The sequence below is a fragment of the Brevibacterium moorei genome (assembly GCF_024580735.1).
In the GTDB taxonomy this organism is placed as follows: Bacteria; Actinomycetota; Actinomycetes; order Actinomycetales; family Brevibacteriaceae; genus Brevibacterium; species Brevibacterium moorei.
This window is the reverse complement of the sequence record NZ_JANIJX010000006.1, coordinates 1-16634: the sequence shown is the minus strand read 5'-3', so window position 1 is coordinate 16634 and position 16634 is coordinate 1. Positions and strand designations below refer to the sequence as shown.

The window sequence follows — 16634 nt, the reverse complement described above, 5'->3', positions numbered from 1 at the left end:
CTGCGGGCCCGCATGCGCCGTTCAGGCCGAGGTGGCCGGTTCCGCTGCCTGCTGCCGGTATTCGGTGATCCGCTTGCGCAGATGACTCTGCAGCGGTGCGCAGATGAAGCCGCCGAGCACGGCGCCCACCGCCAGTGCCGCATTCGTGGCGACTGCCAGGAACAGCGCCGACAACCCCGAGGCGACCGTGACCGAATCGCTGCCGACCATGTTGTAGGCGGCAGAGAAGATCGACAGGCCGGCCAGCAGCGGGTAGAGCGCGGGGATCAGGTAGACGATCGAAGCGGTGCGCCTCCAGATCGCCACGGGATAGGCCAACACACCGACGACCAGCGAGCTGATGAACGAGTTCGCCACGCCGGTGATGCCCAGGCCGCCCAGACCCCAATTGCACAGGAATCCGACCATGCCGATGGCCGCGGCGGGCAGGATCACCCGCTTGGAGGCCTGCATGCCCACCGCTCCGGCTGCCGCGACGACCCCCGAGGCCGCCAAAGAGGCCAGCACCGTGCCCAGCCCCGTGAGCGCACTCGAGTCGATGAGCACGTCGATATCGCGCAGGTTCATGGCAGCGGCCAGGGACAGCCCTGCGGCGATCCCCGAGACGATTCCCGCGAAGGTCATGAACACGCCCACGAACTTGCCCGCAGCGGTCAGCGGGAAACTCGTCAGGGCGTCCTCGACGGCCGCCAGCAGGCTCTGAGTGGGCAGCAGCAGGACGATGCCCGCCGCCACCAGATACTGCGGGCTGGAGACCAGACCGAAGTTCCAGGCGACCGTCGCGACCAGGGTCGCCAACAGGGACTGCCCCGCGGTGATGAAGAAGCCGGGCACACCGGTCCGGCCCAACAGCTTGCCCACCCCGTCGAACACGATGGCCATGATGAAGCCCAGGGTCATCGAGATCGGTCCGCCACCCACCAGGATGGTGAACGCCCCGACCAGGGCCGCCCAGGCACCGGTGATGAACCATTCCGGATACGGCCGCGGCTGCCGCCGGATGGCATCGAGGCGGGAGCGCGCCGTATCGAAGTCGACCTTGCCATCGACGATATCGGCGATCAGGGCGTGCAGGGAGGAGATCTTCGCATAGTGCAGGGACTCGTCGCGGGTCACCCGCACAACGGTCAGCAGTCGGCCCTCCGGGTCCGCGTAGTGGACCGTCAGCGCCCCCGAGGTCAGGTCGATCTCGACATTGGGCAGGCCCAGCGCGGTGCACACCGCGATCACCGCGATCTCCACGTCCTTGGAGCCCGCACCCGCGCGCAACAGCATCCGGCCGGTGTCGACGGCGAAGTCCAGGATCATCCTGGCCTCGTCCTCGTTCTTCGCCTGTGGCTGCACCGGAGCCTGATAGGCGGTCCCCTTGAGCCGGGCCACCAGCGGGATCGGCTGGGTGGTGGGTTCCGGATCGGTGACGATCCGGTCCACCGCCCGGCGGGCTATCCGCTCGGCGGCACGGCGTTTGCCACCGGCGGTCTGCGGGGCGGCATGGGCCTGGGCCGAGCCGCGCAGCAGCTGCTGAACGCGCTTCCTGCTGCGCGCCCGCTCTGCCCTGGCCTGACGCTCTGCTTCCCGCTCGGCCGCCGTCTCACCGGCTTCTGACTGCGGCCGGTCGGTCACGGCACGTTCACGAGGGTGGGACCGTAGGGATCTGCGACATCGGCGGCGCCGGTGGCGTCGTTGTGCGTGTAGACCTGCCGGCCGTCGATGAAGACCCGTTCGACGCGCGAGAGCACGTCCAGCGGATCGCCCGACCAGACGACGACATCGGCATCGGTGTCAGGTGCCAGGGAACCCAGTCGGCCCTCCAGGCCGAACATCAGCGCCGGGTTGATGGTCAGCGCCTGCAGCGCCGTGTCGCGTGGCAGTCCCTCCTTGACCGCCAGGGACGCCTCGTGGATGAGGAAGTTGATGGGGATCACCGGGTGGTCGGTGGTCAGCGCGATCCGCACGCCTGCGGCCGCGAGCGCGGCCGGCGTCGACAGCGTCCGATTGCGCAGTTCGACCTTCGACCGGCTGGTCATCAGCGGCCCCACGATGCAGTCGACGCCCTCGGCGGCCAGGAAGTCGGCGATCCGGTGGCCCTCCGTGGCATGGTTGATCACGACCCGGTAGCCGAATTCCTTGGACAGCCGGATGGCGGTGGCGATGTCGTCGGCACGGTGGCAGTGCTGGTCCCAGGCGAGTTCGCCGTCGAGTACCTGGACCAGCGTTTCCTTGCCCAGGTCCCGGGTGAAGGGCTTGCCCTCGGCCTCTGCGTACTCCTTTGCGGCCCTGTAGTCCTGAGCGGCGGTGAACGCCCTGCGCAGTTCGCGCGCCACGCCCGTGCGCTTCGAGGGTTCCTTACCCTGGTTGCCGAAGAAGCGCTTGGGGTTCTCCCCCAGCGCCGACTTCACCGACAGGTCCTGGCTGATGAGCATCTCGTCGACGATCCGGCCCCAGACCTTGACCGCCGCGGAGCGCCCTCCGATCGGATTGGCCGAACCCGGCTTGATCAGAGCTGCGGTCACCCCGCCGCGCAGGGCGTCCTTGAAGCCGATGTCATCGGGGTTGATCCCATCGAGCGCGCGCAGTCCGGAACCGTCCGGGGTCATCGATTCGTTGGTGTCGTCACCGGCGTCGGGCACTCCGTCCTCGTCGATGCCGATGTGCCCGTGGGCCTCGAACAGGCCGGGCGTCACGTACTTGCCGGTGGCGTCGATCGTCTGAGTGCCCTCCGGTGCGCTCAGGGTACCGACCGGGCCGTAAGCGGCGATGCGGCCGTCGACGAGCAGCACATCGCCGGTTGCCAGCGCCTCGACAGGCCGGCCGGCGCGGTCGGCGATCGGCAGGACTGTCGCGCCGGTGAGCAGGACGGGTGTGCGGGAAGGAACCGGAACCGGGTTGTACATGTGAACTCCTTGGTAGATGAACGGCCGCGGACGGACCTTCTGCCGGACGGGAGCGAGGTCCCGCCCAGCACTACGATAACGAGTCAGTCGGGGTGGCGCCTGCATGGCCGGGGTGTTTCCCCTGCCAGGACCGGCCCCGGGCTCAGGACAGAACGGCCTCCAGCGGACCGGAGACGAAGTAGACGACGAAGATCGCGGCGGTGACGTACATCAGCGGGTGGACTTCGCGCCCGTGCCCGCGCAGGAGTTTGATGACCGAGTAGCTGATGAAGCCCGCCCCGATCCCGTTCGTGATCGAGTAGCTGAAGGGCATGAGCACGATCGTCATGAACGCGGGGATCGCGATCTCCACGTCGGTCCAGTCGATGTCGGTGACCTGCTGCATCATGAGGAAGCCGACGAGCACCAGGGTAGGGGCCGCGGCCTCGGAGGGGATGATGCCGGCCAGCGGGGCCAGCACGATCGTCACCAGCAGCAGGCCGCCTGTGATGATATTGGCAAGGCCCGTGCGGGCGCCCTCGCCGGCACCCACCGTCGACTCCACGAAGGCGGAGTTCGCGCTGGTCCCGCCCAGCCCGCCGCCGATCGCGCCGAGCGCATCGGCCACGAGGATCCGCTTCGTGCGTGGGATCTCACCGACTTCATCGTAGATCTTCCCGGTCTTGGCCACGCCCACCATGGTGCCCAACAGGTCGAAGAAGTTCGTCAGCAGCAGGGTGAACACGGTCAGGATCGTCACCACAACACCCACGTGGTCGAAGGACCCCAGCAGGTTGAACCGCCCCAGGACGGACAGGTCGGGCAGGCTGAACCAGTTCTGGTTCAGTGCCGGAACGGTCAGGCCCCATCCGGTCGGGTTGGCGATTTCACCGTCGTCGCCGGTCTTGGGCCCGATGGAGAAGACCGCCTGGAGCACGATGGCCAGCACGGTGGCGCCGAGGATCGAGTACAGGATCGCACCGCGGACCTTGGCGGCCCACATGACGAACAGTGCCAGCAGTGCGAGGACGAAGACCAGGATGGGCCAGCCGGACAGGAAGCCGCCCTGTCCCAGCTCCAGGCCGTTTCCGCTGCCCTTGTGGATGAAGCCCGCGTTGATCATCCCGATGAGCGCGATGAACAAACCGATACCCACACTGATCGCGGTCTTCAGCTGTGCGGGAACGGCGTCGAAGATCGCCTTGCGGAACCCCGTGAGGACCAGGATGAGCAGGATGACGCCCTCGATGACCACCAGGCCCATGGCATCGGCCCAGGTCATCCCGGGGATCGTGACGACCCCGTAGGTGATGAAGGCGCTCATCCCCAGCGAGGACGAGACCGCCATCGGGAAGTTCCCCAGCAGCCCCATGAGGATGGTCAGCACCCCGGACACCAGGGATGTCGCGGCGGCGACCGCTACGGTGTTCGGCTCACTCCCACCGCCTAAGTAGGCGCCGGTGGAATCCTGGGCTGTGCCGATGATGATGGGGTTGAGAACGACGATATAGGCCATCGCCAGGAAGGTCGCCAGACCACCCCGGAGTTCCTGGCCGACGGTCGATCCGCGCTTGGTGATCGCGAAGAAACGGTCGAGAATCATTCCTCAGGAATACCATGTGCGCCGACTGACTGTCAGCTGCAAGTCCCCGGATGTGATGGGATTCGCCCTCCGGGGCCCCATCACCTCAGGATTCGCGTGCGGCCTGGGCCGTGAGCAGGGTGTTGCGGATCTCCTTGTTCAGTTCGCCCAACGAACCCGGGTTCGACGGCAGCAACAGCACATTCGACTTCCCATTGCGGGCCACGTCCTGCATCGTGTCGAAGTACTGGGTCATCAGCAACAGCTGTTCGGCGGTGTCCTCGATACCCACCTGCTTGAGCATTTCGTACTGCTCGGCGATGCCCATGGCGATCGCCTTGCGCTGGGCCGCCACGCCCTCGCCCTGCAGCCGCTTGGATTCCGCCTCGGCCTCGGCCTGTGTCACCCGCTTGATCTTATCGGCCTCCGCCAGGGCCTGGGCGGCCACGCGGTCGCGCTGAGCGGCGTTGATCGAGTTCATCGAATCGCGCACCCGCGAGTCCGGCGAGATGTCGGTGACCAGGGTGTTCACGATCCGGAAACCGTAGCGGGCCATCGACTCCGAGAGCCGGTGTTCGACGCTGGTGGCGATATCGTCCTTCGATTCGAATGCGGTGTCCAGGGTCAGCGTCGACAACGAGGAGCGCACGGTGTCGAAGACATAGGAGCGGATCTGTTCCTCCGGGTTGGCCAGGCGGTAGTAGGCGTCGACGACGCTCTCCTCCGCCACGACGTACTGCACGGCCACCGGGACCATGACGAAGACATTGTCCTTCGTCTTCGTCTCGATGTTGACCTCCAGCTGCTGGACCCGCAGGGAGATGGGCCGGGTGGTCGTCTCGACGAAGGGCATCTTGGTGTTCAGGCCCGGTTTGGCGACTTTCTGGAACTTGCCGAAGCGCTCGACGATGACATTCTCCTGCGTGTGCACCGTGAAGAAGATACTGGTGCGCAGGCCGCTGAACAACAGGATCGCCAGCACCACCACGACGACGACGATGACGACCAGGATGACGATGAGTAGGGCTAACGGGTCCATGACCGGCTCCTTTGCATTGGGCGGACTGTCGTATATCCACCCTACGGGAAAGGCCGCCCCATGTCTGCGCGGGTGCGCACTCTGCCACTGTGTGCACAGGTGCGAGGTGGAGCCCCCAGTCGGATTCGAACCGACGACCCCCTGTTTACAAGACAGGTGCTCTGGCCAACTGAGCTATGGAGGCGGGGCGCTGCCGGATAACCGGAAGCGCACCGACTAAACGATCATAGAGCACCGGGTGGGCCGGACGCCATTCGGCCCGACCCGCCCAGTGCCCGCGCGACCGGGGCGGTTCAGCCGCGGGCCACTGCCTCGGCGAACTTCGAGGGGTCGGACCAGTCGCTGATGTCATTGCCGTTGACCTGGATCCGCGGGGTCTGCGTCAGCCCATCGTTCAGGGCGTCCTGCGTGGCCTTGCCGACGTACTTGCCGAAGGTCTGGTCGGTGATGCACTGGGAGACGGTCTTCTCCGGGTCCGTGGCCAGCTTGGCGTCCAGGTCGATGCCGCCCTTCTTGACCATGGCCTTCAGCTCAACATCGGTCTTGCCGTTGCTCTGCTCCTCCGGCTGTTCGGCGAACAGCGCCTGGGCCATTTCAGGGAACTTCCCGCCCTGACCGGAGTCCACGGCGCAGTAGGCGGCGTTGGTGGCGCGGGTCGAGTACTTATTGCCCAGCGACTGGTCGTCCAGCAGGCCCAGCGGGTAGTACTCCAGCGCGATCTTCTTCTCGCCGGCCCACTTGATGAGGTTGGCGCCATTGGTCTGCTCGAAGCTGTTGCAGGCCGGACACTGGAAGTCCATGAAGACCTTGACCGTCGGCGCCGAATCCGGAATGCCACTGTCCTTGAACGGGGTCAGACCCTCCGGCACGTCCTTGCCGTCGGCATCCTTGGGGGCGACGGCCTTGAAGGTGTCCTTGCCGTCGGGGGCGACCGCGATCATTCCGCCGGCCATCGCCTTGGGCGAGTCGACCGGGGCGTTCGAGCGCACGACCAGGACTGTGACGACGACGATCACCGCGACGATGACCACGGCGAAGCCGGAGTACAGGAGTGTCTTCGCGGTCTTGTCCCGCTTCGCCTGGGCCGCGGCGATCTGCCGTGCCTTTTCACGCGCGGCCTTGCGACGATCGTCGGCCGAGGAGTTCTTTGCCATTGTCCCTCACGATGAGTGGTTGTTTGATCGGTGGACGGCCGGAACCGTCCGCGCACCATCATACGGGGGCCGGGTGGGCCCGAGGATCAGCGAATACTCATACTTGTTGAACCTGCAATCATTTTGTGGCCCGTGCCTCTACCGCAAGCCGCCCTGTGCCAGATTCGCCCATTCCAGCGGATCCACGGTCAGGGGCCACCAGTACACGGTCTCATCGCTGAACCCGGTGACCGCGGCGACCAGAGCGAGCACCAGCAGCACCACCGTGACGGTCCCCTGTGCCCAGGGGTTGCCGGCGGTCATCCCGCGCGCCAGGCCCGCGGATCCGCTGCGCAGATTCCTGCCACCGGGTCCCAACCAGAGCACCACCCCGCCGGTCACCCCACCGGCCAGCAGTGCTGCGTGTTCCCCCGTGCCGCCGGGCAGCCAGTCGACTATTCCCAAGCTCACCAGTACGGTCACCGCGCCGGCGGCCAGGACGGGCAGGGTCATACTGAGCGCCGAGGTGAGAACCGCGACGACGAACCCGCCCGGCACCCCTACGAAGTCGCCGATCCCGGTGCGCCCCGGGGGGCCGTAGAAGGATGCGCGCCTGATCCGGCGGGCCACCACTCCGGCGGCGGGCCGGGCCAGCAGCTGCCAGGCGTAGGCGGCCAGCAGCACGATGACGGGCGCCGTGGCGCTCAGGCACACGGCCAGCACGGCCAGGGCGAAGACCATCCAGCCCCCGCCGGCCCTGGAGGGGCGCGGTTGCGGCCGGTACTGTTGCCCGGCGCCATAGGGTTCGCCCCGGCGATACGGCTCGGACTCCCCCGGCCAGGGCCGGCTCGGATCGGACACCGGAACCGGCCGGTAGGGCTCGATCCCGGGTGCCGGCGCGCCCCATCGTACGGGTTCGACGGGTCCCCCGGGTTCGGCACGGGCTACGGGCTCGGCATGGCCGGTCGGATGGTATGCGGGCCCGACCGGCGCCTGTGCGACCCGGGTGGGCGGTTCGGCCGGCATCACCCGGGTGGCGGCGGGGACGACACGGGTCGCGGCCGTGTTCCCCGGCACCCCGGATCCGGCCCCGGACCCGGGCAGCACAGTGGTGGGCGCATCCGCGGCGACCGGGAGGACCGGCATCTGCCCGGCCTCGATGTCGACCAGTGCGGAAAGGATCTGGGCGGCGGCCGGGCGGGCGGCCGGATCCGGGTCGAGGCATGCGGTGAGCAGCGGCACGAAGCGCGCGGGCACGCCGTCGAGCTGGGCACGGCCTATCGCCACTCTCCCCAGTACGGCTTCCAAGGGTCCGGATCCGAAGGGATTGCGACCACTCGCGGCGAAGGCCACGGTGGCACCCCAGCCCCACCAGTCCGTCGCCGGGGTGGCCGTGTGCCCGTCTGCCAGTTCCGGACTGAGATAGCCGGGTGTGCCCATCACCAGGCCCGTCGCCGTGACCTGGACGTCGTCGGCGGCCTGGGCGATGCCGAAATCGATGACCATCGGTTCGCCGTCTGCGATCATGACATTGGCGGGTTTGAGGTCGCGGTGGACGACCCCGGCCGCGTGCACGGCCTCCAGGGCGTCGAGCAGGGCATGGCCGAAGTGGACGAGTTCCGCCTCGTCGAAGGGTCCGTGGGACCGCACATCGGCCGACAGCGTCGGGCCGGCGACGTACTGGGTGACGATGAAGGGCCGTTCCGCGTCTAGTTCGGCATAGTAGACCTCGGCGATACGGGGATGACGGATGCGGCGCAGGGTGCGCACCTCGCGGGCCAGACGTGCCCTGGCGGCCACGTCTCCGGCGATATAGGGGTGCAGCACCTTGATCGCCACCGGCTGCCCGGCCCGGTCGTAGCCCAGGTACACCACGCCCATGCCACCGGAGCCCAATTCGCGCTCCAGGCGGTATCCGCCGATTTCTGTCAGTACCATTCCACATACGCTACCGGCGAAGTCTGACACGACTCTTAGACCCGGCCCGCCGGGCTGCGACCGGCGCGGGACTTCCGGGCGCCGACAGGAGATAATGGTCACAGACGAAAGGTGCACACATGGTCCGTCCCACAGACAGCTACACCACCGAGCCACATCGCGTCGACCCGCCCACCCAGGGCGCCGACTTCGTGGTCGTGGCCAACCGGCTCCCGGTCGACCGCGACACATCGGCGGATGCCGATCCCGCAGACGGTCCCGTCTGGCGCACCTCCCCCGGCGGCCTGGTCACCGCGGTGATGCCCGTGATGCGGGCCCGCGAGGGCGCCTGGATCGGCTGGGCGGGCACCGCCGACGAACTATTCGACCCCTTCGACTTGGACGATATGCACCTGGTGCCCGTGCGGCTGGGCACCGAGGACATCCACAACTACTACGAGGGCTTCTCCAACGCCACTCTGTGGCCGCTGTGCCACGATGTCATCGTCGCCCCGGAATATCACCGCACCTGGTGGGATTCCTACGTCCGCGTCAACCACCGCTTCGCCGCCCGGGTGGCGCTCGAGGCCGCGCGCGGGGCGACCGTGTGGGTGCAGGACTACCAGCTCTTCCTGGTCCCGCAGATGCTGCGCGCCATGCGGCCGGACCTGCGCATCGGCTTCTTCCTGCACATCCCGTTCCCACCCTGGGAGATCTTCTCCCAGCTGCCCTGGCGTTCGGCGATCCTGCGCGGCATCCTGGGCGCGGACCTGGTGGGCTTCCAGCGCCCGGCCGATGCCGCGAACTTCCGCCGTGCCGTGCGCATCAAGTTGGGTATGACGACGAAGGACGACGTCATCCGGATCCCGGCCGTCCCTGGCACCGATGAGGACGATCCGGGCACACCCATCCGCTATGCCGTGGCCAGGCACTTCCCGATCTCGATCGACACCGCCGACCTCGAGGCCCAGGCCGCCGACCCCGCGACCATCGCCAGAGCCGCGCAGATCCGCGAGGAGCTGGGCGACCCCCGGATCCTGATGCTGGGGGTGGACCGGATGGACTATACGAAGGGCATCCGGCACCGCCTCAAGGCGCTCGAGGAGCTGCTGGGCGATAAACGGATCTCGAACGAGGACATCACGTTCATCCAGATCGCCACGCCCAGCCGGGAAAGACTCGACGAATACCAGCAGATCCGCACGGACGTGGAGCTGGCCGTCGGCCGGATCAACGGGGAGTACTCCTCCTTGGACAATCAGGTGGTCCACTACTTCCACCATTCCTATCCGCGGGAGGAGATGACCGCCTTCTACCTGGCCGCCGATGTCATGCTGGTCACCGCTCTGCGCGACGGCATGAACCTGGTCGCCAAAGAATACGTGGCGTGCCGGACGAACAACGACGGGGTGCTGGTGCTCAGCGAGTTCGCCGGAGCCGCCGACCAGCTGCGACAGGCCGTGCAGGTCAATCCGCACGACATCACAGGGCTCAAGGACGCGATCCAGCTGGCCACCGAGATGCCCCTGAAGGAACAGCGCAAGCGGATGAAGCCGATGCGCGCCAAGCTCGGCCACGAGAACGTCCAGGCCTGGTCCCACGAATTCCTCGACGCACTCGACACCGTCGCCGACACCCAGGACGAGCTCTCGGAGCGGCTGCATGACCGCCGAGGTTGAACCCCTCGCGCTCGACGCCGCGGGAACGACGCTCAGGTCCCGAACACTGAACGCGCTGGCCGCGACCCCGCGGCTGCTGGTCGCCCTCGATTTCGACGGGGTCCTGGCGGAACTGGTCGACGACCCCCTGGACAGCCGGCCGCTGCCGGGCGCACACCGGGCCCTGGCCCGGTTGGCCGAACTCGACGACACCTATACCGCCTACATCACCGGACGTGACCTGGCAGGTCTGCGCAGGGTGGCCGATCCGCATCCGGCCGCCCTGCTCATCGGTTCCCATGGCGCCCAGACCGATCTGAGCGGCTTGGGCGAACCCGCCGATGCCCCAACGTCCGGGACCGGCGGCGCGACGGCGTCCGGGGCCGGCGGGCCGGAGGACTCCGGCGAGCTGCCCCAGGACCGCGAGGCGGAACTCCTCGCCCAGCTCGACGAAGTACAGGACGAGCTCGTCGGCATGCGGCTGCGCGCCGGTCTGTCCGCCGACTGGCGGGTCGAGGTCAAACCCCTCTCCCGGGTGTTCCACACCCGGGGTGTCGACCCCGCGCAGACCCGCTGGCTCCACACCGGGCTCAGCGAGCGGCTGGACGGCCTGCCCCTGCGCCGGGTGCCGGGCCACGACATCGTCGAATACGCGGTCCGCCACAGCACGAAGGGCGGCGGGCTCGACCGGGTCATCGCGGCCACCGGTGCCACCGGCGCACTCTACGCGGGAGACGACGTAACGGACGAGGACGCCTTCGCCCATCTGTCACGGGCCGTGGCCGGCCCGGATCTGCCGGTGCGCCTCGGGGTGTCGATCAAGGTGGGGCCTGGCCCCAGCGCGGCCGGGCACCGACTGGCCGACCCGCCGGCCGTCGCCGGGTTCCTGGGCGATCTGGCCCGCCTCAGGGCGCAGCGCGTCGGCTGAGCCCACAACCGGCTCAGCGTCTGCGCAGCGGCGCCTCCGAGCGGCGCAGCACCAGGTCGGGGATGACGACCAGCGGTCGTGTGTGAGTCGTTGCGCTGAGCTCGCGCACCGCGGACTCGGCGATGATGCTCCAGGGAAACGCCAGCTGGGTCATCGGCGGGTCCAGCACCGCGGCCTCGGGCATCTCCCCCACAGTGACCACGGAGACGTGCTCGGGCACCCGCAGGCCCCGCCGCCGCGCGGCCTCGAGCACACCGAAGCTCAGGGCCGGAGCACAGCTGATGATGGCGCTAACTCCGCCGCCCAGCAGTTCATCGGCCGCCCGGGTTCCGGCCAGGAGAATGGGCTGGGCCCGGGTGACGGGCGCCTGATCGCGCGAGGCCATGATGTGCAGCCCCGCGGCCAGTTCCCGCCTGAACGCCCCGACCAGGGTCGCCGACCCGGGCGCCTCCGGTACCGCCAGACCGATCCGGGTGTGCCCCAGCTGGATCAGGTGACCGACCGCGGTGGCGACGCCGGCCGCCCGGTCCAGCGCGATCGCCCCGGCGCCGGGCACCCCCGCCTGTTCGGTATCCCCCTCCTCGCCGGCCGAACCGATGCGCACCGTGGGGATTCCCAGCTCTCGCACCTGCAGGGCGTACTCCGGCGGCACCGCATCGCCGATCAGGATCGCCCCTGTGGCGCCCGCCTCGCGCAACATCCCAGGCCGCCAGGGAAGATCCGTGCCGATGTAGACCTGCAGGGCGATCCGGCCGGCCACGGACAGGGTCCGCACGAGCTCCTGCTGCAGTCGCTCATAGGCGTCGACCTCGGCTGCCAGCGGGCGCCGCTGGACGAGTGCGACGGGGCCGGGCCCGGTCGCCGCGGCCGGCGCGCCCTCGGCCACGCCCAGAGCGCCCAGCGCCACGTGCACGGCCCGCCGGGCCCGCTCGCTGGGACCGGGCAGTCCGCGCAGCACGCGCGACACGGTGGCCGGCGACAGTCCCGAGGCTGCGCCGATCGCGGCCAGGGTGGGTCGGCCTGCGCGGGGGCCCCCTCTCCCGGCCCCCTGCGACGGATTGGTCTGGGCCGGGCTCATCCGCGCAGCACCGCCGCCGAGGATTCGCGCGCCATCAACTGGGGCCGAAAGTTCGGCGGCACGGTGGCCGCCGACAGCCCGGGCAGACCCAGCAGCCGGCCGGTGCTGCCGGCCAGCGCCCCCGCCAGCCCCGCGATGTCGAAGGCGAGCATCGTCGTCGCCGGGCCCGTGAAGCGATTGGTCAGTGCGTCCCCGAAACCCACCACCGACAGGTCCCTGGGCACTCGCAGGCGATGGCGCCGCATCGCCTCGAGCGTGCCGTGCAGCTGGAGGGACCCCTGCACGATCACGGCCGTACAGCGCTGTGCGTGCAGCCGGGTGGCCGCCTCGATCCCGCCGGAGAACGACCGGGGCGCGCGTGCGATCCAGGTGGGCACATCCGCGTTGTATCCGCGCACCGGATGTTCGGCCACGAAGCGGGAGGCCAGCAGTTCGGCCAGGTCTCCGGCGTCATTGCAGATCAGGCCGATCCGCCGGTGGCCCAATGCTCCCAAGTGTTCGAAGGCCAGGCTCAGCCCACCGGTCAGGTCCAGCCTGGCGGCCACCAGATCGGCGTCGACGGCTCCCGGCCCCGGCGGGAGAAGGGGTTGACGCGATTCGTTCAGCCGGATGACGGGCACGTCGACGTCCAGACTGGTGAAGGTGGGAGTGACCACGGCAACGACCCCTGCGGCGATCGCCTGCTGCAGCCCCCTGTCCTCGGCGTCGAGGAAGACGGGCACCGCCGCGGCGCCGGCGCCCTGCAGATGGGCTGAGACAGTACGGCAGACCTCGGACTGCCAGTGTTCGGGGGCTGCAGGGGCTGCAACCGCCACGAGTCGGGCGACGCTCGGTTCGAGCAGGGTCGAGCGGTGGTAGCCGGTCGCCGTAAGCGCCGCCATGACCCGCTCACGGGTGCCGGCCGCGACGGTGCCGCGCCCGCCGAGGACGCGCGAAACGGTCGTCACCGACACCCCGGCGGCGCGTGCGACGTCTTCCAATCCGACCCTCATGCTCTAAGTCTACGGAGCTCCTGGCGACCCGCGCGGGTCGCCAGGGCGGGCCGACCGGCGGGTGTTGACGTACAAGACGGATGAACCCCTAAAATGAGATATAGATAACATTTCAAGACGTGCCTGGATGGGAGGTCGGTCGATGGCGACGCTGCTGGCCAGAGCCCTGGAGCACCGCTACCCCCATCAGCCAGCACCCGGCCTCGCCGGGGTGGACCTCGACATCGCCGAAGGGGAAACGGTATGCGTCGTGGGCCCGCTGGGCAGTGGCAAGACCACCCTGTTGCGCATCCTCTCCGGGGCCGAACCCCGGCACAACGGCCGGGTGCTCATCGACGGGGAGGACGTCACCGGCCTCGACGCCGAACACCGCGGGGTCAACCGCGTCTTCGACCGGCACCGCCTCTATCCGCATATGACCCTGGCGGAGAACCTCTCCTTTCCCCTCCTGCTCTACGGAGTCGGCCGGGAACGGGCCAGGGAACGGGTCCTAGCGGCCACCACCCGGCTGGGAATCGTCGAGCACCTCGACCAGCGGGCCTCGGGTCTGGGCCCGGAGCTGCTGCCCCACGTCTCGGCCGCCCGCGCCCTGGTCGCCCGCCCCCGGATACTGATAGCCGACGATCCGCTGCGCAATCTGGCGCCGGACGAACGGAGCCGGACCGCAAAGACGCTGGCGCTCATCCTGCGCCGGATGGGCCTGACCACCGTCTACGCCACGACCGATGCCGAAGAGGCCCTGGTCCTGGGCGGTCGGATCGTGCACCTGGACTCCGGCCGGATCGTCTCAGGACACGACACCGCTGTCCTGCCCGCAACTGCGGGCACTAGGCTGGCGGAGAACAGGCAAAGACGCTAGACAACGAAAGGCATGCAGATGAGCCAGTCGGCCTCAGATCTTCCCAACATCCACGGACTCTTCGACCTCACGGGCAAGCTGGCGGTCGTCGTCGGCTCGGCCTCCGGACTGGGTCAGGCGACCGCGATCGGACTGGCGGACGCCGGGGCCGAGGTCGTCTGCGCCGATCTCAACGCCGAGGGCGCCAGGGAGACCGCCGGAATCATCGCCGCCCGCGGCGGTAAGTCCCACTACGCGGGCGTCGACGTCACGGACACCGCCGAGGTCCAGCAGTTGGCCGATACCTATTCCCAAGCGGAGATCCTGGTCACCACGCCCGGCCTGAACGTCCGCAAGCGCGTGCTCGACACCGTCGACGATGAGTTCGACCGGGTGATCGACATCAACCTCAAGGGCACCTACCGCCTGATGAAGGCCTTCGGCGCGCATATGGCCGCAGCCGGACGGGGCTCGCTCATCGCCTTCGCTAGCTTCCGTGCGCTCGTGATCGAACCAGGGCAGGGCCTTTACGCCGCGGCCAAGGCCGGTGTCGTGCAATTGGTCAAGACGCTGGCCAGCGAGCTGGGCGGCACCGGAGTGCGCGCCAATGCGATCCTGCCCGGTCCCTTCGACACACCGCTGACCGCGCAGATCAAGCAGGATGCCAAATGGTGGAACGCCTATGCCGACAAGGCGGCCCTGGGCCGTTGGGGCGAATTGCACGAGATCGCCGGCCCCGTGCTCTTCCTCTCCAGCGATGCCGCCAGCTACGTCACCGGTCATTCGCTGCTGGTCGACGGTGGCTGGATGGCCCAGGACGGCCGGTTCACCCCGGACGTCTGAGCCCCCGGTTCCGCCCGAGGCGACCGGCCCCCTGGTGGGCCGGTCGCCTCTGGCGTTCCACAGCAGTCCGAACTGTGAGATTTGCGGGCTCGAATAGCTTCGCCCAGGGATTTCTGTGATCTAATGAAGCGCATTGTCAGGATCACATCCCCTAGATCTGGAGCTCTCAATGGCGACGGCGATCAGCACAGACGACGCTCTGCGCAAACGCACTCTGAAAAAGGTCACATGGCGGCTCGTGCCGTTCCTGGGCCTGCTGTACTTCATCAACTACCTCGACCGGACGAACATCGGATTCGCCGGGCCCGGGGGCATGTCCGAGGACCTGAAGCTGAGCGCAACCGCCTTCGGCATCGCCTCCGGCGTGTTCTTCATCGGCTATCTGCTGCTCGAGGTGCCCTCGAACATGGCGCTGCACAAGTTCGGCGCCCGCCGCTGGATCGCGCGCATTCTGGTCAGCTGGGGCATCATCGCCGCCCTCATGTCCTTCGTCCCCTCGGCCGGCTGGCTCTACACCGCCCGGTTCGTCCTGGGCATCGCCGAGGCGGGATTCTTCCCCGGCATCATCCTCTACCTGACCTACTGGTTCCCCAAGCGCGAACGCGCGAAGGCCACCGCGCTGTTCATGCTGGCCATCCCACTGTCCACGGCGCTGGGATCGCCCGTCTCCGGTCTGATCATGGCCCACGGCCACGAGGCCTTCTTCGGCCTGGCCGGATGGCGCTTCATGTTCCTCCTCGAGGGCGTGCCCGCCATCATCCTGGGCATCATCTGCTGGTGGTTCCTGACCGATCGGCCGCGCGAGGCCAAATGGCTGGCCGCCGATGAGCGCGCATGGCTGCAGCGCCAGATGGACGATGAGGAGGCCCTGACCGCCTCCGAGTACCACGTTCCGGCCTGGAAATCCCTGGCCAGCGGTCGGGTCTGGGCACTGGCCCTGGTGTACTTCGGCATCGTCTACGGCCTCTACGCCATCAGTTTCTTCCTGCCCTCGATCATCTCGGACTTCAAAGACCGCTTCAACACCGATTTCTCGATCGTCGAGGTCGGGCTGATCAACGCGATCCCCTTCACCTGTGGTGCGCTGGTCATGTGGTTCTGGGCCAGGCACGGCGATAAGACGGGTGAGCGCGTCTGGCACGTGGCCATCCCCACGCTGATCTCGGCGGTGGCCATCCCGATCACCACGTTCATGAATTCGCCGTTCACCACCATGGTGCTCGTGTCGATCTTCGCAATGGGTGTGATGTGCGGCCTGGCGACCTTCTGGCCGCTGCCCACCGCCTTCCTGTCCGGGGCCGGAGCCGCCGCCGGCGTCGCCCTGGTCAACTCCATCGGCAACACCGCCGGCTTCTTCGCCCCCTACATCACCGGCTTCGTCAAGACGACCACCGGCTCGTCCAACGGCGGCATGTGGGTGATCGGCGCCGCCATGCTGATGGCTGCGATCATCGTCATCGCTCTGGGTGCCCTGCCCAAGAAGAAGAACGGGCTGGACGTACCACAGGGCTGAGCGAGGACCAGCCTCGACCGAGGCCTCTCCACATCGCATACGGAAACCTGCAGGGCATGCGCATATATGCGCATGCCCCCTCTTTGCCAAGCTGGTTGTGAGTCAGTCACGATCAAGCAAAGGAGAGTGATCTCGCATGGTCAGCGTTGTGGGATTCACCGTCGAAGAGGTCCGTGAGTTCGTTCGCGAGTACGAGCGTCAGCCCTATGGTTCGAAAGGCCAGTGGGTCAAGGACAAACC

At 68.2% G+C, this 16634-nt stretch carries 12 protein-coding genes, 1 tRNA gene and 1 pseudogene; 5 read left to right on the top strand and 9 right to left on the bottom strand.

Annotated features, from left to right (window positions below):
* Positions 1-21: 21 nt before the first annotated feature.
* The 7 genes and pseudogenes from NQ034_RS05755 to NQ034_RS05725 form a co-directional block, all read right to left on the bottom strand.
* Positions 22-1623 (bottom strand): threonine/serine exporter family protein, encoded by a 1602-nt coding sequence (locus NQ034_RS05755; RefSeq protein WP_257047584.1) that lies wholly within the window; start codon positions 1621-1623, stop codon positions 22-24.
* Positions 1620-2894, bottom strand: a complete 1275-nt coding sequence (locus tag NQ034_RS05750) for an amidohydrolase (protein ID WP_257047582.1) — start codon at positions 2892-2894, stop codon at positions 1620-1622. The genes NQ034_RS05755 and NQ034_RS05750 overlap by 4 nt, the downstream gene beginning before the upstream one ends.
* A gap of 142 nt (positions 2895-3036) precedes the next feature.
* Positions 3037-4476, bottom strand: coding sequence for an NCS2 family permease (locus NQ034_RS05745; protein ID WP_257047581.1), 1440 nt, complete (start codon positions 4474-4476; stop codon positions 3037-3039).
* A gap of 88 nt (positions 4477-4564) precedes the next feature.
* Positions 4565-5494 (bottom strand): annotated as a pseudogene (locus tag NQ034_RS05740) (SPFH domain-containing protein); the annotation flags it as partial.
* A gap of 107 nt (positions 5495-5601) precedes the next feature.
* Positions 5602-5678 (bottom strand) — tRNA-Thr (locus NQ034_RS05735).
* 109 nt (positions 5679-5787) lie between these two features.
* On the bottom strand, positions 5788-6648 hold the full coding sequence (locus NQ034_RS05730; protein ID WP_257047580.1) for a DsbA family protein: 861 nt from the start codon (positions 6646-6648) through the stop codon (positions 5788-5790).
* A gap of 138 nt (positions 6649-6786) precedes the next feature.
* The gene (locus tag NQ034_RS05725) at positions 6787-8565 is read right to left on the bottom strand and encodes a serine/threonine-protein kinase (RefSeq protein WP_257047579.1); all 1779 of its coding nucleotides are present in this window, start codon (positions 8563-8565) and stop codon (positions 6787-6789) included.
* A 119-nt stretch (positions 8566-8684) separates the two neighbouring features.
* Here NQ034_RS05725 and NQ034_RS05720 point away from each other — a divergent pair, with 119 nt between their 5' ends.
* Together NQ034_RS05720 and NQ034_RS05715 are read left to right on the top strand one after the other, a co-directional pair.
* On the top strand, positions 8685-10223 hold the full coding sequence (locus tag NQ034_RS05720; RefSeq protein ID WP_257047578.1) for an alpha,alpha-trehalose-phosphate synthase (UDP-forming): 1539 nt from the start codon (positions 8685-8687) through the stop codon (positions 10221-10223).
* Positions 10207-11130 (top strand): trehalose-phosphatase, encoded by a 924-nt coding sequence (locus NQ034_RS05715; RefSeq protein ID WP_257047577.1) that lies wholly within the window; start codon positions 10207-10209, stop codon positions 11128-11130. The genes NQ034_RS05720 and NQ034_RS05715 overlap by 17 nt, the downstream gene beginning before the upstream one ends.
* Positions 11131-11143: 13 nt before the next feature.
* Here the strand turns inward: NQ034_RS05715 and NQ034_RS05710 are convergent, their stop codons facing one another.
* Positions 11144-12208, bottom strand: a complete 1065-nt coding sequence (locus NQ034_RS05710; RefSeq protein ID WP_257047575.1) for a substrate-binding domain-containing protein — start codon at positions 12206-12208, stop codon at positions 11144-11146.
* The gene (locus tag NQ034_RS05705; RefSeq protein ID WP_257047574.1) at positions 12205-13200 is read right to left on the bottom strand and encodes a substrate-binding domain-containing protein; all 996 of its coding nucleotides are present in this window, start codon (positions 13198-13200) and stop codon (positions 12205-12207) included. The genes NQ034_RS05710 and NQ034_RS05705 overlap by 4 nt, the downstream gene beginning before the upstream one ends.
* Positions 13201-13342: 142 nt before the next feature.
* On the opposite strand from NQ034_RS05705, the gene NQ034_RS05700 reads away from it, so the two are divergent.
* The 3 genes from NQ034_RS05700 to NQ034_RS05690 all read left to right on the top strand — a co-directional run bounded on the left by NQ034_RS05700 (position 13343) and on the right by NQ034_RS05690 (position 16394).
* Positions 13343-14059: an ATP-binding cassette domain-containing protein gene (locus NQ034_RS05700; RefSeq protein ID WP_257047573.1), complete on the top strand. Its 717-nt coding sequence runs from the start codon at positions 13343-13345 to the stop codon at positions 14057-14059.
* A gap of 12 nt (positions 14060-14071) precedes the next feature.
* Positions 14072-14881: an SDR family NAD(P)-dependent oxidoreductase gene (locus NQ034_RS05695; protein WP_257047572.1), complete on the top strand. Its 810-nt coding sequence runs from the start codon at positions 14072-14074 to the stop codon at positions 14879-14881.
* A gap of 169 nt (positions 14882-15050) precedes the next feature.
* On the top strand, positions 15051-16394 hold the full coding sequence (locus tag NQ034_RS05690) for an MFS transporter (RefSeq protein ID WP_257047571.1): 1344 nt from the start codon (positions 15051-15053) through the stop codon (positions 16392-16394).
* The last annotated feature ends 240 nt before the right edge of the window (positions 16395-16634 follow it).